At 71.0% G+C, this 16,378-nt stretch carries 16 protein-coding genes; 6 read left to right on the top strand and 10 right to left on the bottom strand.

Annotated elements, in window-relative coordinates:
* Window positions 1–491 precede the first annotated feature (491 nt).
* Window positions 492–1,157, bottom strand: coding sequence for a DNA-3-methyladenine glycosylase (locus tag ACFWEE_RS22140; protein WP_386891416.1), 666 nt, complete (start codon window positions 1,155–1,157; stop codon window positions 492–494).
* A gap of 89 nt (window positions 1,158–1,246) precedes the next feature.
* On the opposite strand from ACFWEE_RS22140, the gene ACFWEE_RS22135 reads away from it, so the two are divergent.
* The 3 genes from ACFWEE_RS22135 (at window position 1,247) to ACFWEE_RS22125 (ending at window position 3,348) form a co-directional block, all read left to right on the top strand.
* Window positions 1,247–2,029: a sporulation protein gene (locus ACFWEE_RS22135; RefSeq protein WP_386891415.1), complete on the top strand. Its 783-nt coding sequence runs from the start codon at window positions 1,247–1,249 to the stop codon at window positions 2,027–2,029.
* A gap of 130 nt (window positions 2,030–2,159) precedes the next feature.
* On the top strand, window positions 2,160–2,693 hold the full coding sequence (locus ACFWEE_RS22130; protein WP_386891413.1) for a YbhB/YbcL family Raf kinase inhibitor-like protein: 534 nt from the start codon (window positions 2,160–2,162) through the stop codon (window positions 2,691–2,693).
* A gap of 142 nt (window positions 2,694–2,835) precedes the next feature.
* Complete coding sequence (locus tag ACFWEE_RS22125) at window positions 2,836–3,348, top strand: HNH endonuclease (protein WP_386891412.1); 513 nt, start codon at window positions 2,836–2,838, stop codon at window positions 3,346–3,348.
* A gap of 174 nt (window positions 3,349–3,522) precedes the next feature.
* Here ACFWEE_RS22125 and ACFWEE_RS22120 read toward each other — a convergent pair whose 3' ends face one another.
* The 4 genes from ACFWEE_RS22120 to ACFWEE_RS22105 all read right to left on the bottom strand — a co-directional run bounded on the left by ACFWEE_RS22120 (window position 3,523) and on the right by ACFWEE_RS22105 (window position 7,063).
* A complete protein-coding gene (locus tag ACFWEE_RS22120) occupies window positions 3,523–4,290 on the bottom strand; it encodes a sulfite exporter TauE/SafE family protein (protein WP_386891410.1) in 768 nt (255 codons plus the stop codon).
* Window positions 4,291–4,505: 215 nt separating this feature from the next.
* Window positions 4,506–5,450, bottom strand: coding sequence for an SPFH domain-containing protein (locus ACFWEE_RS22115; protein ID WP_386891409.1), 945 nt, complete (start codon window positions 5,448–5,450; stop codon window positions 4,506–4,508).
* A gap of 132 nt (window positions 5,451–5,582) precedes the next feature.
* Window positions 5,583–6,005 carry an NfeD family protein gene (locus ACFWEE_RS22110; RefSeq protein WP_386891408.1) on the bottom strand — a complete coding sequence of 141 codons (423 nt, stop codon included), beginning with the start codon at window positions 6,003–6,005 and terminating at the stop codon, window positions 5,583–5,585.
* A gap of 260 nt (window positions 6,006–6,265) precedes the next feature.
* Complete coding sequence (locus ACFWEE_RS22105; RefSeq protein WP_386891406.1) at window positions 6,266–7,063, bottom strand: ABC transporter ATP-binding protein; 798 nt, start codon at window positions 7,061–7,063, stop codon at window positions 6,266–6,268.
* 145 nt (window positions 7,064–7,208) lie between these two features.
* Between ACFWEE_RS22105 and ACFWEE_RS22100 the strand changes: the two genes are divergently transcribed.
* Window positions 7,209–7,997: a hypothetical protein gene (locus tag ACFWEE_RS22100; RefSeq protein WP_386891405.1), complete on the top strand. Its 789-nt coding sequence runs from the start codon at window positions 7,209–7,211 to the stop codon at window positions 7,995–7,997.
* 93 nt (window positions 7,998–8,090) lie between these two features.
* Here ACFWEE_RS22100 and ACFWEE_RS22095 read toward each other — a convergent pair whose 3' ends face one another.
* Complete coding sequence (locus ACFWEE_RS22095) at window positions 8,091–8,735, bottom strand: response regulator (protein ID WP_386891403.1); 645 nt, start codon at window positions 8,733–8,735, stop codon at window positions 8,091–8,093.
* A complete protein-coding gene (locus ACFWEE_RS22090; protein ID WP_386891401.1) occupies window positions 8,728–9,873 on the bottom strand; it encodes a GAF domain-containing sensor histidine kinase in 1,146 nt (381 codons plus the stop codon). The genes ACFWEE_RS22095 and ACFWEE_RS22090 overlap by 8 nt, the downstream gene beginning before the upstream one ends.
* A 485-nt stretch (window positions 9,874–10,358) precedes the next feature.
* Between ACFWEE_RS22090 and ACFWEE_RS22085 the strand changes: the two genes are divergently transcribed.
* Window positions 10,359–11,159 (top strand): transglycosylase SLT domain-containing protein, encoded by an 801-nt coding sequence (locus tag ACFWEE_RS22085; RefSeq protein WP_386891399.1) that lies wholly within the window; start codon window positions 10,359–10,361, stop codon window positions 11,157–11,159.
* A gap of 136 nt (window positions 11,160–11,295) precedes the next feature.
* Here ACFWEE_RS22085 and ACFWEE_RS22080 read toward each other — a convergent pair whose 3' ends face one another.
* Window positions 11,296–13,869, bottom strand: coding sequence for an FHA domain-containing protein (locus ACFWEE_RS22080; RefSeq protein WP_386891398.1), 2,574 nt, complete (start codon window positions 13,867–13,869; stop codon window positions 11,296–11,298).
* A 274-nt stretch (window positions 13,870–14,143) separates the two neighbouring features.
* On the opposite strand from ACFWEE_RS22080, the gene serB reads away from it, so the two are divergent.
* Window positions 14,144–15,400 (top strand): phosphoserine phosphatase SerB, encoded by a 1,257-nt coding sequence (gene serB, locus ACFWEE_RS22075; RefSeq protein WP_386891396.1) that lies wholly within the window; start codon window positions 14,144–14,146, stop codon window positions 15,398–15,400.
* 134 nt (window positions 15,401–15,534) lie between these two features.
* Here serB and ACFWEE_RS22070 read toward each other — a convergent pair whose 3' ends face one another.
* Entirely contained in the window at window positions 15,535–16,053 is a 519-nt protein-coding gene (locus ACFWEE_RS22070; protein WP_386891394.1) for a SixA phosphatase family protein, read from the bottom strand.
* 90 nt (window positions 16,054–16,143) lie between these two features.
* Window positions 16,144–16,356 carry a hypothetical protein gene (locus ACFWEE_RS22065; RefSeq protein ID WP_386891392.1) on the bottom strand — a complete coding sequence of 71 codons (213 nt, stop codon included), beginning with the start codon at window positions 16,354–16,356 and terminating at the stop codon, window positions 16,144–16,146.
* Window positions 16,357–16,378 lie beyond the last annotated feature (22 nt).

The following is a 16,378-nucleotide window of genomic DNA, read 5'->3' as shown; positions in this document are numbered from 1 at the left end:
TGAGTTCTCAAGGAACGGACGCTTCCTTCGGTCCCGTTTCACCGGGGCCCTCCGGGCGCTTCCCTTCGTTCTTGCGTTTCCGACTCTATCAGACTCTTATCGGTCCGATTCCCGATCGAAGCGGGTCAAGCGATTTTCGCTTTCCAGTTCTTCGCTTTCGCGTTTCCCTTTCCGGCGAGTCCGACTCTACCAGACTCTTTTTCGTTCCGTTTCCGGTCCGAAATTGATTCCGGCGGCCAGTCGGGGGCCTTTGCCTCATGTCTGCCTTTCGGCTTCCTTTCGGCGATGCCGCTACCGTAGTCCATTTCCGTGACGACTCATAATCGAGCGTTCGAAGCGAAATTCGGACATGCCGAATTCGCGCCCGTCAGGGCGGATCGAAGGTAGTGGTTGGCCGCATCGGGGCCAGTCGGCGAGGTCCGGAGGACCGGTCCGACAACTGCACCCGTGTAAAGCGGCTCGGACTACATTAGGGACTGCCCGAGGCTGCGTCAAGTCCGGCGCCGCCGCGGGGTGTGGGCCCGGTAGGGGCTCACGGTCGGGTCGCCGTCGATCCAGAAGCGCCAGGGCTGGTGGGCACCGTCACCGCCCACGCCGGTACGCGGGCCGCTCCGCACCTGGTCACGCGGTGGCGGGGTGCCGTACAGGACGGACATCGGATCGGACGGGCCGGCGACGACATCGCTTCCGTCGAGCGCCCGGTCGACCGAGAGAGCCGTCGCCAGCCGGGCCGGGCCTTTGGCGAGTTCTCGGTCGTGCCGGGCCGAAAGTCGACGGGGGCGGGCCAGATCCGCACCGGTACGGATCTCACCGGCCCGCAGCAGCACCCCGCTCGCCCACCCCTCCGGGCCGCACACCAGGTTCAGGCAGTGCCACATCCCGTACGTGAAGTAGACGTACGCGTGGCCCGGCGGGCCGTACATCACGCCGTTGCGGGCCGTTCTGCCGCGGAAGGCGTGCGAACCGGGGTCGATCTCGCCCGCGTACGCCTCCACCTCGGTCAGGCGCAGCTCGATGGGTCCGTCGGCGGTGCGCCGTACCAGCGTGCGGCCGAGCAGGTCCGGGGCCACGTCCAGGACGTCGCGGTCGAAGAAGTCCCGCGTCAGTGGCGTGCGGTCCGGGAGGTCCGTCGTGGCGTCGTCGGTGGCGTCGTTCATGGCGTCCGAGGGTACTGGCGGAAACGTGGGGGGAACCGGCTACGGTCAGGGCGCGTATGTAGGGGTCACACACCTGTAAGGAGAAAACCATGGGCTTCAAGCGGCTCCTCGCGAGCATGGGCGCCGGCGGCGCGTCGGTGGAGACGGAGCTCATCGAGCTCAACGTCGTCCCCGGTGGCGTCGTCCAGGGCGAGGTGCGGGTCCAGGGCGGGTCCGTCGCCCAGCAGATCCAGGGGCTGTCGGTCGGCCTGCAGGCGCGGGTCGAGGTGGAGGGCAACGACCAGGAGTTCAAGCAGGACATCGAGTTCACCAAGCTGCGGCTCGGCGGCGCGTTCGAGGTGCAGGCCGGTGCCGTCCACGTGGTGCCGTTCGGGCTGGAGATCCCGTGGGAGACGCCCATCACCACGTTCGCGGGGCAGAACCTGCACGGCATGAACATCGGGGTGACGACCGAGCTGGACATCGCCCGCGCGCTGGACTCCGGTGACCTGGACCCGATCAACGTCCACCCGCTCCCCGCCCAGCAGGCGATCCTGGACGCGTTCGGGCAGCTCGGCTTCCGTTTCCGCAGCGCGGACATGGAGCGCGGCCACATCCGCGGGACCCGCCAGCAGCTGCCGTTCTACCAGGAGATCGAGTTCGTGCCGCCGCAGCAGTACCGCGGCCTGAACCAGGTCGAGCTCTCCTTCGTCGCGGACGACCGCGAGATGGACGTCGTCCTGGAGATGGACAAGAAGCCGGGGCTGTTCAGCGAGGGCAGCGACTCGTACCGCTCCTTCCGGGTCGGTTTCGACGACTTCCACCAGACGGACTGGGCGGCCTACCTCAACCAGTGGCTGGCCCAGGTGGGCGGTCAGCGCAACTGGCTGTGAGCCTCCTGCCGGGCCGTCGTCCGCCGGGTCGTGCCGGGGCCCGGAGGGGCGTCCGGCATGATCCGTGGGAGACGTCCTGGTCCCGGCGGGGAGCGCCCCGCCGGGACCGTACCGAAGGAAAGGTGCTGATGTGACCGCAGCGAAGAGGGCCCCGCTCCCGCACGACTTCCACCCCGAGGTGCCCGCGTTCACCGTGGTGAGCGACGACGTCGCGCCGGGCGCCGTGCTGGCGGACGCGCAGGTGTACGCGGAGGGCAACACCTCCCCGCAGCTGCGCTGGGAGGGATTCCCGGCCGGGACGAAGAGCTTCGCCGTGACGTGCTTCGACCCGGACGCCCCCACCGGCAGCGGGTTCTGGCACTGGGTTCTGTTCGACATCCCCGCCTCGGTCACCGAGCTGCCGGCCGGCGCGGGCAGCGGTGCCTTCGCCGGGCTGCCCGCGGGAGCCGTGCAGGCGCGCAACGACTACGGGTCGAAGGACTTCGGCGGTGCCGCCCCGCCGGCCGGTGAGAACCACCGCTACGTCTTCACCGTGTACGCCGTGGACACGGAGAAGCTCGGTCCGGACAGCGACGCCTCCCCGGCCGTGGTCGGATTCAACCTGCGTTTCCACACGCTGGGCCGCGCGCAGCTGATCGGCGAGTACGCCTCCCCCGAAAGCTGAGCGTTCTTCTCCCGTTTGCCCTGCCCCGGTCTTGGAGAGATCTGGGCAGGGCACTTTTTATTGCGTTGTCCCGTACGGCCCGTCCGGCCAGAGTTGGTCCGGGCCCGCCGGAGCGCGGGCGGCACATGGGGAGGCGGGCAGGATGCGTGACACGTTGGTTCTCAACGCGAGCTTCGAGCCGCTGTCGACGGTGACCCTCAACCGCGCGGTGGTCCTCGTCCTGACGGACAAGGCGGTCGTCGAGCAGGCGGATCCCGGGCTGCGGATGCGTGGTGCCGACGTCGACATCCCGGTGCCCCGCGTGATCAGGCTCTGCCGGTACGTACGCGTGCCGTTCCGAAGACAGGCGCCGTGGTCGAGACGGGGAGTCCTCATACGTGACCAGCACCGCTGCGCGTACTGCGGGCGGCGGGCGTCCACCGTGGACCATGTCGTGCCGCGGGCCCAGGGCGGTCAGGACACCTGGCTGAACACGGTGGCGTCCTGCGCGGAGGACAACCACCGCAAGGCGGCCCGGACTCCGGAGCAGGCTCAGATGCCGCTGCTGCGGCAGCCGTTCGTCCCCTCGCCGGCCGAGGCGATGCTGCTGGCGATGGCGTCGGCCGACCGTTCCTCGCTGCCGGACTGGCTGGACCGGGACCGTACCGCGGCCTGACCGCGAGAGCCCGGGTCCCGCCACGAGGTCCTGGGACCGCCGCGGGCGTCCCGGGCCCGCCCGGGTCCCGCCGACGCCCGCCCGGGTCCCGCCGACGTCCGCCCGAGTCCGATCGACGTACGCCCGATGGCGTACCGGAAGCCCGTCTCCATGGGGGAGGCGGGCTTCCGCGCGTCAGCGGAGCAGCAGTTGGACGACGGCGCAGATTCCCACCGCCACGATGAGGCAGCGCAGCACGGTGGGGCTGAGGCGGCGGCCGACCCGGGCGCCGATCTGGCCGCCGAGGGTGGAGCCGACCGCGATGAGCAGGACGGCGGTCCAGTCGAAGTCGGCGACGAAGAGGAAGAAGAGCGCGGCGACGCTGTTGACGACGGCGGCCAGGACGTTCTTGACGGCGTTGAGGCGCTGCATGGTGTCGTCGATCAGCATGCTCATCAGGGAGAGGTAGATGATCCCCTGGGCGGCCGTGAAGTAGCCGCCGTAGACGCTGGCGAGGAGGAGTCCGACGGCGAGCAGCGGGCCGCCCTCGGGGTGGGCGGGGGCGCCGGAGCGTTCGCGGCGGCGCTGCACGGCCCTGCTGATGCGGGGCTGGAGCACGATCAGCACGAGGGCGAGGGTGACCAGGACCGGGACGACGGTCTCGAACGCGGTGGAGGGCAGGGCCAGCAGGAGGGTGGCACCGGCGAGTCCGCCGATCAGGCAGCTGACGCCCAGTCTGATGACTCGTGAGCGTTGGCCCTTGAGCTCCTCGCGGTAGCCGATCGCCCCGCTGACGGAGCCGGGTACGAGGCCGAGGGCGTTGGAGACGGTGGCGGTGACCGGCGGCAGGCCGACGGCGAGCAGCACGGGGAAGGTGATCAACGTGCCTGATCCGACGATGGTGTTGATCGTTCCCGCGGCGGTGCCGGCGGCGAGGACGGCGAGCATTTCCCAGAGGGACAAGGCCACTCCTTCGGTGAGCGTTGACGCATCCCCGCCATGAAGGTCGGGGTGCCGCACCGATCATGCACGACGGCCCGGGGCGGGCCGGACGGGGGCCCCGTGAAGGGGAGTTGCGCCGTCCGGCCGCGCCACCGGGCCGGGTGCGCGGGGAGCCGCCGCGCGGGCGAGGATCCGCCGCCGTACGCGGGAGGGGCCGCGCGCCCGGGAGGGCCGGGTCAGTCGACCGGGGGCTCCTCGCGGCGCTCCTTGCTCGGGCGGGGGCCGCCGGTGTCGAATCCCGGGACGCCGCCGCCGAGGTTGCCGAAGGCGCCGCTGAGGCCCTTGAGGGCGTCACCGATCTCGCTGGGCACGATCCAGAGCTTGTTGGCGTCGCCCTCGGCGATCTTCGGCAGCATCTGGAGGTACTGGTACGAGAGGAGCTTCTGGTCCGGGTCTCCGGCGTGGATGGACTCGAAGACGGTCCGGATGGCCTGGGCCTCGCCCTCGGCGCGCAGGGCGGCTGCCTTGGCGTCACCTTCGGCGCGCAGGATCGAGGACTGCTTCTCGCCCTCGGCGGTGAGGATCTGTGACTGCCGGATGCCTTCGGCGGTGAGGATGGCGGCGCGCTTGTCACGGTCGGCGCGCATCTGCTTCTCCATCGAGTCCTGGATGGAGGTGGGCGGTTCGATGGCCTTGAGCTCCACGCGGTTGACGCGGATGCCCCACTTGCCGGTGGCCTCGTCCAGGACGCCGCGCAGGGCCGCGTTGATCTCCTCGCGGGAGGTCAGGGTCCGCTCCAGGTCCATGCCGCCGATGATGTTGCGGAGGGTGGTGACGGTGAGCTGCTCGATCGCCTGGATGTAGCTGGCGACTTCGTACGTCGCGGCGCGGGCGTCGGTCACCTGGTAGTAGATGACCGTGTCGATGTTGACGACCAGGTTGTCCTGGGTGATCACCGGCTGCGGAGGGAAGGGCACGACCTGCTCGCGGAGGTCGATGCGGTTGCGGATGGAGTCGATGAACGGGACGACGATGTTCAGCCCCGCGTTGAGCGTGCGGGTGTAACGCCCGAAGCGCTCGACGATGGCGGCGCTGGCCTGCGGAATGATCTGGATCGTCTTGATCAGGGCGATGAAGACGAGCACCACCAAAATGATCAGGACGATGATGACCGGTTGCATCGTGTGCCTCAAGCCCTTCGATAGCCGACGGATCCTGGTGATCGGGTCGTGCTCTCACTGTGACGGACCGGGCGAGCCGACATGATCGACTTCGAGTGTCGCAGAACTCGCCCTGCCGCGTGGCCGGTTCGGTCACATGACGACGGCGGTGGCCCCGTCGATCTCGACGACGTCGACCTGTTGGCCCGGCTCGAAGCTCTGGGTGTCGTCGAGCGCGCGGGCCGACCAGATCTCGCCCGCCAGCTTGACGCGCCCGCCCGCGCCGTCGACGCGTTCGAGCACGACGGCCCGGCGACCCTTCAACGCGTCGATCCCGGAGGAGAATTGGGGGCCGTCGCCCCGGTGGCGGGCGGCGACCACGCGCACCACGGCGACCAGCGCGACGGAGACGACGACGAACACCAGCACTTGGGCCACGATGCCGCCGCCGAGGGCGGCGACGATCGCCCCCGCGACAGCGCCGACCGCGAACATCCCGAACTCCGGCATGGCGGTGAGGACCAGGGGAATGCCCAGCCCCACCGCCGCGATCAGCCACCACACCCACGCGTCCATGTCGTCATGGTAGGACCGCATGTGCCCCAGGGACAGGGGCCCTGGGGGGCGGGATCCGGCCAGGGGTGTCCAAGCCGGGGGTCCGGCGGATCGAAGCCGGCAGGGCGCGGCGTCCGGCCGGTGCGGGGCCAAAAGGGCGCGCGGTGTCTCCGGCGGATCGAGGCCCCGAAAGGGCGCGATGTCCGGCCGGCGCAGGGCCGGACACCAGGCGGTGTCCGGCGGATCGAGGCCGGACACCGCCTGGGGCAGGGGTGGTTCGCCTACGACAGCGGCAGGCCGCGCGCGGTGTAGCGGTCGCCCTGGTGCTCGACGACGAGCGGCAGGCCGAAGCAGCGGGAGAGGTTGCGCGAGGTGAGCTCGGTCTCCATGGGGCCGGCGGCGAGCACCTTGCCCTGCCGGATCATCAGGACGTGGGTGAATCCCGGCGCGATCTCCTCGACGTGGTGGGTCACCATGATCATGGAGGGGGCGTACGGGTCACGGGCCAGGCGGCCGAGGCGGCGCACCAGGTCCTCGCGTCCGCCGAGGTCGAGTCCGGCGGCGGGCTCGTCGAGCAGGAGCAGCTCCGGGTCGGTCATCATCGCGCGGGCGATCAGGGTGCGCTTGCGCTCGCCCTCGGAGAGGGTCCCGAACTTGCGGTCGAGGTAGTCGTTCATGCCGAGCCGGTCGAGGAAGGCGCGGGCGCGCTGCTCGTCGACGTCCTCGTAGTCCTCGTGCCAGGTCGCCGTCATGCCGTACGCGGCGGTGAGCACCGCCTGCAGGACGGTGAGGCGCTTGGGGAGCTTCTCCGCCATGGCGACGCCGGCGATGCCGATGCGCGGGCGGAGCTCGAAGACGTCGGTGCCGACGCCGCCGAGCTGCTCACCGAGGACCTTGGCGGTTCCCTTGGACGGGAAGAGGTAGCTGGAGGCGATGTTGAGCAGCGTCGTCTTGCCCGCGCCGTTCGGGCCGAGGATGACCCAGCGCTCCCCCTCCTTGACCGACCAGGAGACGTCTTCCACCAGAGCGCGTCCGTCGCGGACCACGGATACGTCCACCAGCTCCAGTACATCGCTCATGAGCGCGTTGTCTCCCCATGCAGTGTCGAGATCGTCGCGTGCCGGAGGGCACAGCTCCCACGCAAAACTTACGCCACCCCGGGAGCGCTCCGGCCGCGAGGTCCGTTCCCGCCGGGGAGCGCGCGGCAGCTCTTAGGCTGTCTCCATGCTTTCGGAACCACGCTCAGGGCTGCTGGCCGCCTGGGGAAACGCGCTGCTCGCCGGACTGGTGTCTCCGGACGACGCGGCGGACGCGATCGTCGGAGAGGACGCGGTGCACCGCGTCGAGGGACTGCCCGGTGAGGCGGGGCCCGTGGGGCTCACGCTGGCGCTGGGGCGGTTGCGCGGGCTGGGGGTGACGGGTTACCGGGTGGCGCTGCCGGCCCCGGGGCATCCGCTGGGGCTGAGCGGTCCGCCGGAGTTCAACGCGCGTGCGCTGGAGACCGGGGAGGCGGTGGTCGCTTCCGGGGCGGCGTACGGGCTGGTGCCGGAGGTGACCGAGGCCGGGCCGCCCGGCGACCTGCACGTCGAGGTGGTGTGGCGGGTCACACCCGTACGGGAGGCCCCGCCGGCGGACGTGCCGTCGCTGGGCGAGGCGGAGCGGGAGCTCGCGGAGGCGCTGCGGGACGCGACGGCGCTGCTGTCGCGGCTGGACGTGGCCGGCTCGGGGCCGGTGGCCGAGGCGGCCGTCGACGCCTACCGGGCGCGGGCGGAGCGCGGGCGCGAGGTGCTGGCCCCGGGGTATCCGCCCCGGGCGGTACGCGTGCTGGAGCTGGCCCAGCGGGTGGGACTGCTGATCTCGCTGGCGTACGAGAACGGGCACGGCGGCGCGGTGAGCGCCTCCGAGATCGCGGCGCGGGGCGAGGCGCTGCGTCCGGTGGAGCGGGTGGCGCGCAGGGCGCAGGTGGCCGCGTACAACGCGTACGTGGAGGAGGGCGAGCGGGGACGGCGGTAGACGCCCTTTGCCTGGCCGGTCCGGGTCCGCCACCGACCGGAAAGGGCGCCGGTCCGGACCGGCCGCCGCTCCGGACCGGCCGCCGTCCCCCGCTCAGTCCGCCATTCCGTGGCGTACGGCCCACAGGGCGGCCTGGGTGCGGTCGGCCAGGTCCAGCTTCATCAGGATGTTCGAGACGTGGGTCTTGACGGTCTTCTCGGACAGCACCAGCGCCCGGGCGATCTCGCGGTTGGACCGGCCGTCCGCGACGAGCCCGAGCACTTCGCGCTCGCGTTCGGTCAGGGTGGTGCCCCGGCCCGTACCGCCGCCGCCGTCCTCCTGGGCGAGGAGCGCTCCGGCCACCTCGGGCTGGAGCAGGACGTGGCCCGCGTGGACGGAGCGGATGGCGCCGGCCAGGGCGTCAGGGTCGACGTCCTTGTAGACGTACCCGGAGGCTCCGGCGCGCAGGGCTGGGACGACGGTCCGCTGCTCGGTGAAGCTGGTGACGACGAGGACCCGCGCGGGGTTGGCCAGCTCGCGGAGCTTGCGCAGCGCCTCGATGCCGTCCGTGCCGGGCATCTTGATGTCCATCAGCACCACGTCGGGGCGGAGCGCCTCGGCCTGGGCGACCCCCTCCGCGCCGTCGGACGCCTCTCCGACGACCTCTATGTCCTCCTGCACCTCCAGGAAGGTGCGCAGCCCGCGCCGGACGACCTGGTGGTCGTCGACCAGCAGGACGCGGATGGTCTTGTCAGCCACCGGGGACCTCCATCTCGATCGTGGCGCCCTGTCCGGGCGCCGATTCCACGCTGAGGGTGCCGCCGACGCTGTGCGCGCGATGGCTCATCGAGACGAGGCCGAGGTGCCGGCCCGCCTGGCGGACCGCCGTGGGGTCGAACCCGTGGCCGTCGTCGGTGATCCGCAGCACGGTGCCCGCGCCGCGCCGGGTCAGGGCGACGGTGACGCGGGCGCCGCCGGAGTGGCGCAGCGCGTTGTGCAGGGCCTCCTGCGCGACGCGCAGCAGCGCCTCCTCCTGCGCCGCGGGCAGCGCCCGTACGCCCTGGCTCTCGAAGGTGACCCGGGCGCTCTGCGCCCGGTCGAGGACCTGGACCTGGGTACGGAGGGTGGCGACGAGGCCGTCCTCGTCGAGTGCGGCGGGGCGGAGCTCGACGACGGCGGCGCGGAGTTCGTCCACGGCCTCGGCGGCGAGGGCGGCGACCTGCTGGAGCTCTCCCTTGGCGCGTGCGGGGTCGCGGTCGACCAGGGCGGCGGCGGCCTGGGCGGTCAGCCGCAGGGAGAACAGCTTCTGGCTGACGGCGTCGTGCAGTTCGTGGGCGAGGCGGGAGCGCTCCTGCGCGATGGTGAGCTCGCGGCTGCGCTCGTAGAGACGGGCGTTGGTGAGGGCGATGGCGGCGTGCTGGGCGAGGATCGAGAGGAGTTCCTCGTCCTCGGCGGTGAAACCGCAGCTCCCCTCGGGTTTGGGGCACCTCTTGTTGGCCAGGTAGAGCGCGCCGATGGTCTCGTCGCCGTCCTGGATGGGCAGGCCGAGGAAGTCCGACATGTCGGGGTGGGCATCGGGCCAGCCGCCGAAACGCGGGTCCTTGCGGACGTCGCTGAGCCGCTCGGGCTTCGCCTCGTGGAGCATCGCGGCGAGGATGCCGTGCTGCCGGGGCAGCGGGCCGATCGCCTTCCACTGCTCCTCGCTGACGCCGTCGACGACGAACTGGGCGAAGCCCCCGTGGTCGTCGGGGACGCCCAGCGCCGCGTACTCGGCGTCCAGCAGCTCGCGGGCGGAGGCGACGATCGTCTTGAGGACGTCGCGCATGTCCAGCTGCCGGCTCATCGCGAGCAGCGCGGCGCTCACGGCGGCGAGACCCGACGGTCGGAGGTGGCTCATACGCCTCACGGTACCGGCGGTGCGCGGGCCCCGTATCGGCCTGTGGACGGCGACGACCGGGGCCTTCCGGCGTAGGTCCCCGGGCCCTGGGCCCGGCCGGGCGGCCGGGGCCCGCCGAAGGCGTACGTCCGTCGCCGTGCGGCTTCGGGATCTCGTTCCCCGCCCTCGGGAAAACCGCTGACGCAGCGGGTTGCTCCTGCAACGCGCAGTGAGACAGGCGACCCGGCCATGTGAGCCCACGCATAGGACTCACGTCACGTACGAAGCCCGTTAGTGGACGAATAAGGGTGATTTAAGCCGTCATGACAGGCCTCGACGAAACGGACATAAGACTCTGATCCACTAGGCGACTTCGTACGTCACACCTTTGCCAGGGCATTTTGCGGTCGCTAAGAATTGCATCTCCACCTGACAGAGAGGCGCACCGCCACTCTCCGTCCTGGCGCCCCGCACGGGGTTCCAACGATTCGAAGAGGTACGTCTGCATGTCCGCGTCCCGCATATTTGACCGAACCCGTCGTCTGAACAAGACGCAGAAGCTGTCCGTCGCCGGCGTCTCCGCGCTGGGTGTTGCCGCCCTGACGTTCTCGCTGGTTCCGAGCAACGCCCAGGCCGAGAGCACCGACGCCTCCGTGGCGTCGTCCCCGGTCGTCTTCGCGTCGGCAGCCGACTCGGCTCAGGCCAAGGCCGTGCAGGACAGCGTGATCGAGCAGAACTCGACCGCCGCCAAGCTGGTGAAGGCCGCCGACGCCGCCAAGGCGAAGGACGAGGCCGCCCGCACCAAGGCCGTCGCCGACGCGAAGGCCCTGACCGACGCGAAGGCCCGGGAGCGTGCCGAGGCCGCCGCGAAGGTGAAGGCCGCCGACGAGGCCAAGGCCAAGGCCGCCGCCAAGGCGAAGGCCGACGCCGCGCAGCGCTCGTCCAACGAGTCCGCCAGCCGCTCCGCCGAGCGGAAGCCGGTCTACGCGAACAACCTGGACGGCTGGATCCGCGAGTCTCTCGCGATCATGAAGGAGAAGGGCATCCCCGGTACCTACGAGGGGCTGCACCGCAACATCATCCGCGAGTCCAGCGGTAACCCGCAGGCCATCAACGACTGGGACATCAACGCCCAGAACGGCGTCCCGTCGATCGGTCTGCTGCAGATCATCAAGCCGACCTTCGACTACTACCACGTCCCGGGTACGGTCCACAGCCAGTACGACCCGGTCGCCAACATCACCGCCGCGGCCAACTACGCGGCCGACAAGTACGGCACGATCGACAACGTCGACAGCGCGTACTGACCGGCTCCTCGCGGCGGGACCGCGGGCCCAGTGCCTGAGCACGACTGATACGCCGGAGGGCGGCACCCCGAGTGGGGTGCCGCCCTCCGGCGCGTTCACGTTCCCGGGGCACGGCCCGGGAAGGCGGGGGTGTCCCCTACTTGCGCATGACCTCGGGCTCGTGGCGGCGCAGCAGCCGGGCGACCACGAAGCAGCAGAGGACCCCCAGCGCCACCAGCACCGTGAGGTCGGTGGCCCACACGCCCGTCGAGTGCTCCCAGAGCGGGTCGAGGTCGGTCGGGTTCGCGGGGTCCCACGGCGGCATGAGGTGGGAGAGGTCGAGCGTGGCACCGGCGGCGGCCACGGCCCAACGGGACGGCATCAGCCAGGCGAACTGCTCCAGGCCGGGCGAGCCGTGGATCTGGAAGAGCACCCCGGTGAAGACGACCTGCACGATGGCGAACATGACGAGCAGCGGCATGGTCTTCTCGGCCGTCTTGACCAGCGCGGAGATGACCAGGCCGATCATCATCGAGGTGAAGCCGAGCACCATGATCGCGACACAGATCTCGACGGCCGGCGGCAGGACCAGCCCTTCCTCCGGCAACTGCCGGGTGGAGAGGCCGATGGCGCAGATGATGACGCCTTGCAGCATCGTGATCACGCCGAGCACGATGACCTTGGACATCAGATATGCGGACCGGGAGAGGCCGGTGGCCCGTTCCCGTTCGTAGATGACGCGTTCCTTGATCAGTTCTCGTACGGAGTTGGCCGCCCCGGAGAAGCACATGCCGACCGCGAGGATCAGCAGGATCGTGCCCGCCTTGCCGTTGAACTTGCGGGGATCGGCGGGGGCGGCCAGGCCGAGCTTGGCCGGGATGATCACGCTCACGATCCCCAGGACGGCGGGCAGTACGACCATCAGGGCCAGGAAGCCCCGGTCGGACACGATGACCGAGACGTACCGGCGGATCAGGGTCCACAGCTGCGTCGCCCAGCCCTGCGGCTTGGGCGGGCGCAGCTGCTGCGGGGGCGCGGTGTTCACGGGCTGCGCGGCGACGGCGTCGATGTCGGCGGCGTACAGCTGGTAGTGCTGCGAGCCGCGCCAGCGGCCGGCCCAGTCGTAGTCGCGGTAGTTCTCGAAGGCGGAGAAGACGTCGGCCCAGGTGTCGTAGCCGAAGAAGTTGAGCGCCTCCTCCGGCGGACCGAAGTACGCCACCGCACCGCCGGGTGCCATGACGAGCAGCTTGTCGCAGATCGCCAGCTCGGCGACGGAGTGGGTGACGACGAGGACCGTGCGGCCGTCGTCGGCGAGGCCGCGCAGCAGCTGCATCACGTCGCGGTCCATGCCCGGGTCGAGACCCGAGGTCGGCTCGTCCAGGAATATCAGGGACGGCTTGGTCAGCAACTCCAGGGCGACCGAGACGCGCTTGCGCTGGCCTCCGGAGAGGGAGGTGACCTTCTTGTCCTTGTGGATGTCGAGCTTCAGCTCGACGAGGACCTCGTGGATACGGGCCTGGCGCTCGGCCTCGGTGGTGTCGGCGGGGAACCGGAGCTTGGCCGCGTACTTCAGGGCCTTGGTGACCGTGAGCTCCTTGTGCAGGATGTCGTCCTGCGGGACGAGCCCGATGCGCTGGCGCAGTTCGGCGAACTGCTTGTAGAGGTCACGGTTGTCGTAGAGGACGTCGCCCTGGTCGGCGGGCCGGTAGCCGGTGAGCGCCTTGAGCAGGGTGGACTTGCCGGAGCCGGACGGGCCGATGACCGCGACCAGCGACTTCTCGGGGACGCCGAAGGAGACGTCCCTGAGGATCTGCTTGCCGCCGTCGACCGTCACCGTGAGGTGGCGGGCGGAGAAGGAGACCTCACCGGTGTCGACGAACTCCTCCAGCCGGTCGCCGACCAGCCGGAAGGTGGAGTGGCCGACGCCGACGATGTCGTTCGGCCCGAGGAACGCGGAACCGGACTTCTGGAGCTGCTGGCCGTTGACGTAGGTGCCGTTGTGCGAGCCGAGGTCGCGGATCTCGAAGCGGCCGTCGGGGGTCGCGTGGAACTCGGCGTGGAGGCGCGAGACCTGGAGGTCCGAGACGACCAGCTCGTTCTCCAGGGCACGGCCGATGCGCATGACCCGGCCGAGCGCCAGCTGGTGGAAGGTGGTCGGGCTGCGGTCGCTGTGCACCGGTCCCCCCGCCCCCGCGAAGGGCCCCTGCTGGTGCGGGACCTGCGCCCCCCGGTCCTGCGGATGCTGCTGCGGCCAGGACTGCTGCGGCGCGGGCTGCTGCTGCGGCGGCGCGGCCGGAGGCTGGTACGGCGCCGCCGGCTGGGCCTGCGCCACCGGCGGCTGGGCCTGCGCCACCGGCGGCTGGTACGGGGCCTGCTGGTAAGGGGCCTGCTGGGCCGGTCCGGGCTGCGCCTGCTGCGGCGCTGCGGCGGGCGCGGTCAGGCCGACCCTGGGCCCGTCGCCGGCGTTGCCGAGGCGCACCTCGGTGCCGGGGCCGATCTCCGCCCGCTGTACGCGGCTGCCCTGCACATAGGTGCCGTTGGTGCTGCCGTGGTCCTCTATGAACCAGCCGTTTCCGCCCCAGCCGATCGTGGCGTGCCGCCACGAGACCCGGGCGTCCTCGAACGTCAGGTCCCCCTGAGGATCACGTCCGAGCGTGTACGACCTGGACGGATCGAGCCGCCAGGTTCTGCCATTCAGTTCCAGTACGAGTTCTGGCACTCCGCGCCCCACTTGTCGTCCCCCGATATCCCCCCGCTGTGCGGAAGCCCAGGGATGCTGAACATCGGGGGGCACTATTCCAGGCAGACTCCCCGATCCGAAAGCCGGGCGTCCCGGGGCGCGTTGGCGGGGGCGGGTTCCGGGGCGGCGCGGCGGGCGTCCCGAGGCCGTCCCGGCAGGCGCCCCGGGCACTGTCCCGGGCGGTCTCGCAGGTCGCGGGGCCCGGTGTCCGCCACTCGGGACGGCGTGCCGGGCCTTCAGGGGCGACCGATACGGTGGAACCACCATGAGCGCATCTCAGCCATCTCAGTCTCCCTCGTCCTCCGAGCTCCCTGGGTCCCGTCCGGGCAGCGACTCCCCCACTCTTCTCGTGAAGATCTTCGGGAAGGACCGTCCCGGCATCACCGCCGGGCTCTTCGACACGCTCGCCGCCTACGCGGTGGATGTCGTGGACATCGAGCAGGTGGTCACGCGTGGCCGGATCGTGCTGTGCGCGCTGGTGACCACCCCGACCGCGGGCGGCACCACCGAGGGCGACCTGCGGGCGACCGTGCACAGCTGGGCCGAGTCCCTGAAGCTGCAGGCCGAGATCATCTCGGGGACGGGTGACAACCGTCCGCGCGGCGACGGCCGTTCCCACGTGACCGTGCTGGGCAACCCGCTGACCGCCGAGTCGACCGCCGCCATAGCGGCCAGGATCACCTCGACCGGCGCCAACATCGACCGGATCTTCCGGCTCGCGAAGTACCCGGTGACGGCCGTCGAGTTCGCGGTCTCCGGAGCGGGCACCGAGGAGCTGCGGACCGCGCTCGCGGTCGGGGCGGCGCAGATCGGTGTGGACGTGGCGGTGATGTCGGCCGGTCTGAGCCGCCGGGCCCAGCGCCTGGTGGTGATGGACGTGGACTCCACGCTGATCCAGGACGAGGTGATCGAACTCTTCGCCGCGCACGCGGGCTGCGAGAAGGAGGTCGCCGCGGTGACCGAGCAGGCGATGCGCGGGGAGCTGGACTTCGAGCAGTCCCTGCACGCCCGGGTGGCCCTGCTGGCCGGACTCGACGAGTCCGTGGTGGAGAAGGTGCGCGCGGAGGTCAGGCTGACCCCCGGGGCCCGTACCCTCATCCGTACGCTGAAGCGGCTCGGCTACCAGGTCGGCGTCGTGTCGGGCGGGTTCACCCAGGTCACGGACGACCTCAAGGAGCGGCTGGGGCTGGACTTCGCCTCCGCCAACACGCTGGAGATCGTCGACGGGAAGCTCACCGGACGGGTCGTGGGCGACATCGTGGACCGGGCGGGCAAGGCCCGGCTGCTGCGCAGCTTCGCCGGGCAGGCGGGCGTTCCGCTGGCGCAGACGGTGGCGATCGGGGACGGCGCCAACGACCTGGACATGCTGAACACCGCGGGGCTCGGGGTGGCGTTCAACGCCAAGCCGGTCGTCCGGCAGGCGGCGCACACGGCCGTGAACGTGCCGTTCCTGGACACCGTGCTCTATCTGCTGGGCATCACCCGCGAAGAGGTCGAGGCGGCGGACGCCCCCGGCGCCTGAGAACCGTCCGCAGGAACCGTCCGCCCCGGATGCCCCGGGGGCGTACGGGAGCGGTCCGCCCGTTCCCCGTACGTACGGAAGGGCCCCGGTACGCACACGCGGCGTGCCGGGGCCCTTCCGTGCGGTGGAACCGGTCAGTCGATGGGCGTCCAGTAGTCGGTGAGTCTGCCCGAGCCGAGTTCGACGCTCTTCCACGTGCCCGGGAACTCCAGGACGGCGTAGGCGGCGGTCGCGAAGCCGTCCCTGGTCAGCCGGGCCAGCACATCGCCCTCGGCCGAGCCCGCGAGGGCGTCCGCCGCACCGTGCATCCCCGGGTTGTGGCCGATGACGAGCAGGTTGCGCACCTCGTCGGGGGTCTCGTTGAAGAGGGCGACGAGTTCACCGAGGGAGGCGTCGTACAGCCGCTCCTCGTACACGGTCCTGGGGCGCTGGGCGAACTCGTGGACCGCCAGCTTCCAGGTCTCCCGCGTCCTGGCGGCGGTCGAGCACAGGGCAAGGTCGAAGTCGATGCCGGAATCGGCGAGCTTCCGTCCGGCCACGGGCGCGTCCTTGCGTCCGCGCTCCGCGAGCGGTCGCTCGTGATCGGAGGCCTGCGACCATTCCGCCTTCGCGTGCCGGAGAAGAACGATCCTGCGAGGTGTGTCGACGCTCATGTGGTTCAGCTTCGCACGAATCGGCGGCCCGGGCGCAGGGTGTTGACGGGCTCGACCGCCAGGGGTGACGGACAGGGCCCGGAGGCGCTTTCAGTAGGACAACTGATCGATCGCGCGCTCGACGAAACGGCCGAAACCGGGGTCGGGGTCGGCGGAGGCGGCCTGCGCCTGCTCCGGGTCGGTGATCATGAGCAGCAGCACGGCGAACGCGAGCACCGGCAGCGCCAGCGCCCACCAGGGCAGTCGCACCGGTGCCCCGGCGGTCGCCCCGCGCGCGGACCGGGGGTTCGTACGGGCCGGCATGGCCGCCTCCGAGGGTCGTGGG

It is taken from the genome of Streptomyces sp. NPDC060184 (assembly GCF_042728795.1).
In the GTDB taxonomy this organism is placed as follows: Bacteria; Actinomycetota; Actinomycetes; order Streptomycetales; family Streptomycetaceae; genus Streptomyces.
The sequence above is the reverse complement of the archived record's forward strand: the minus strand, read 5'-3'. Positions and strand labels throughout refer to the sequence as shown.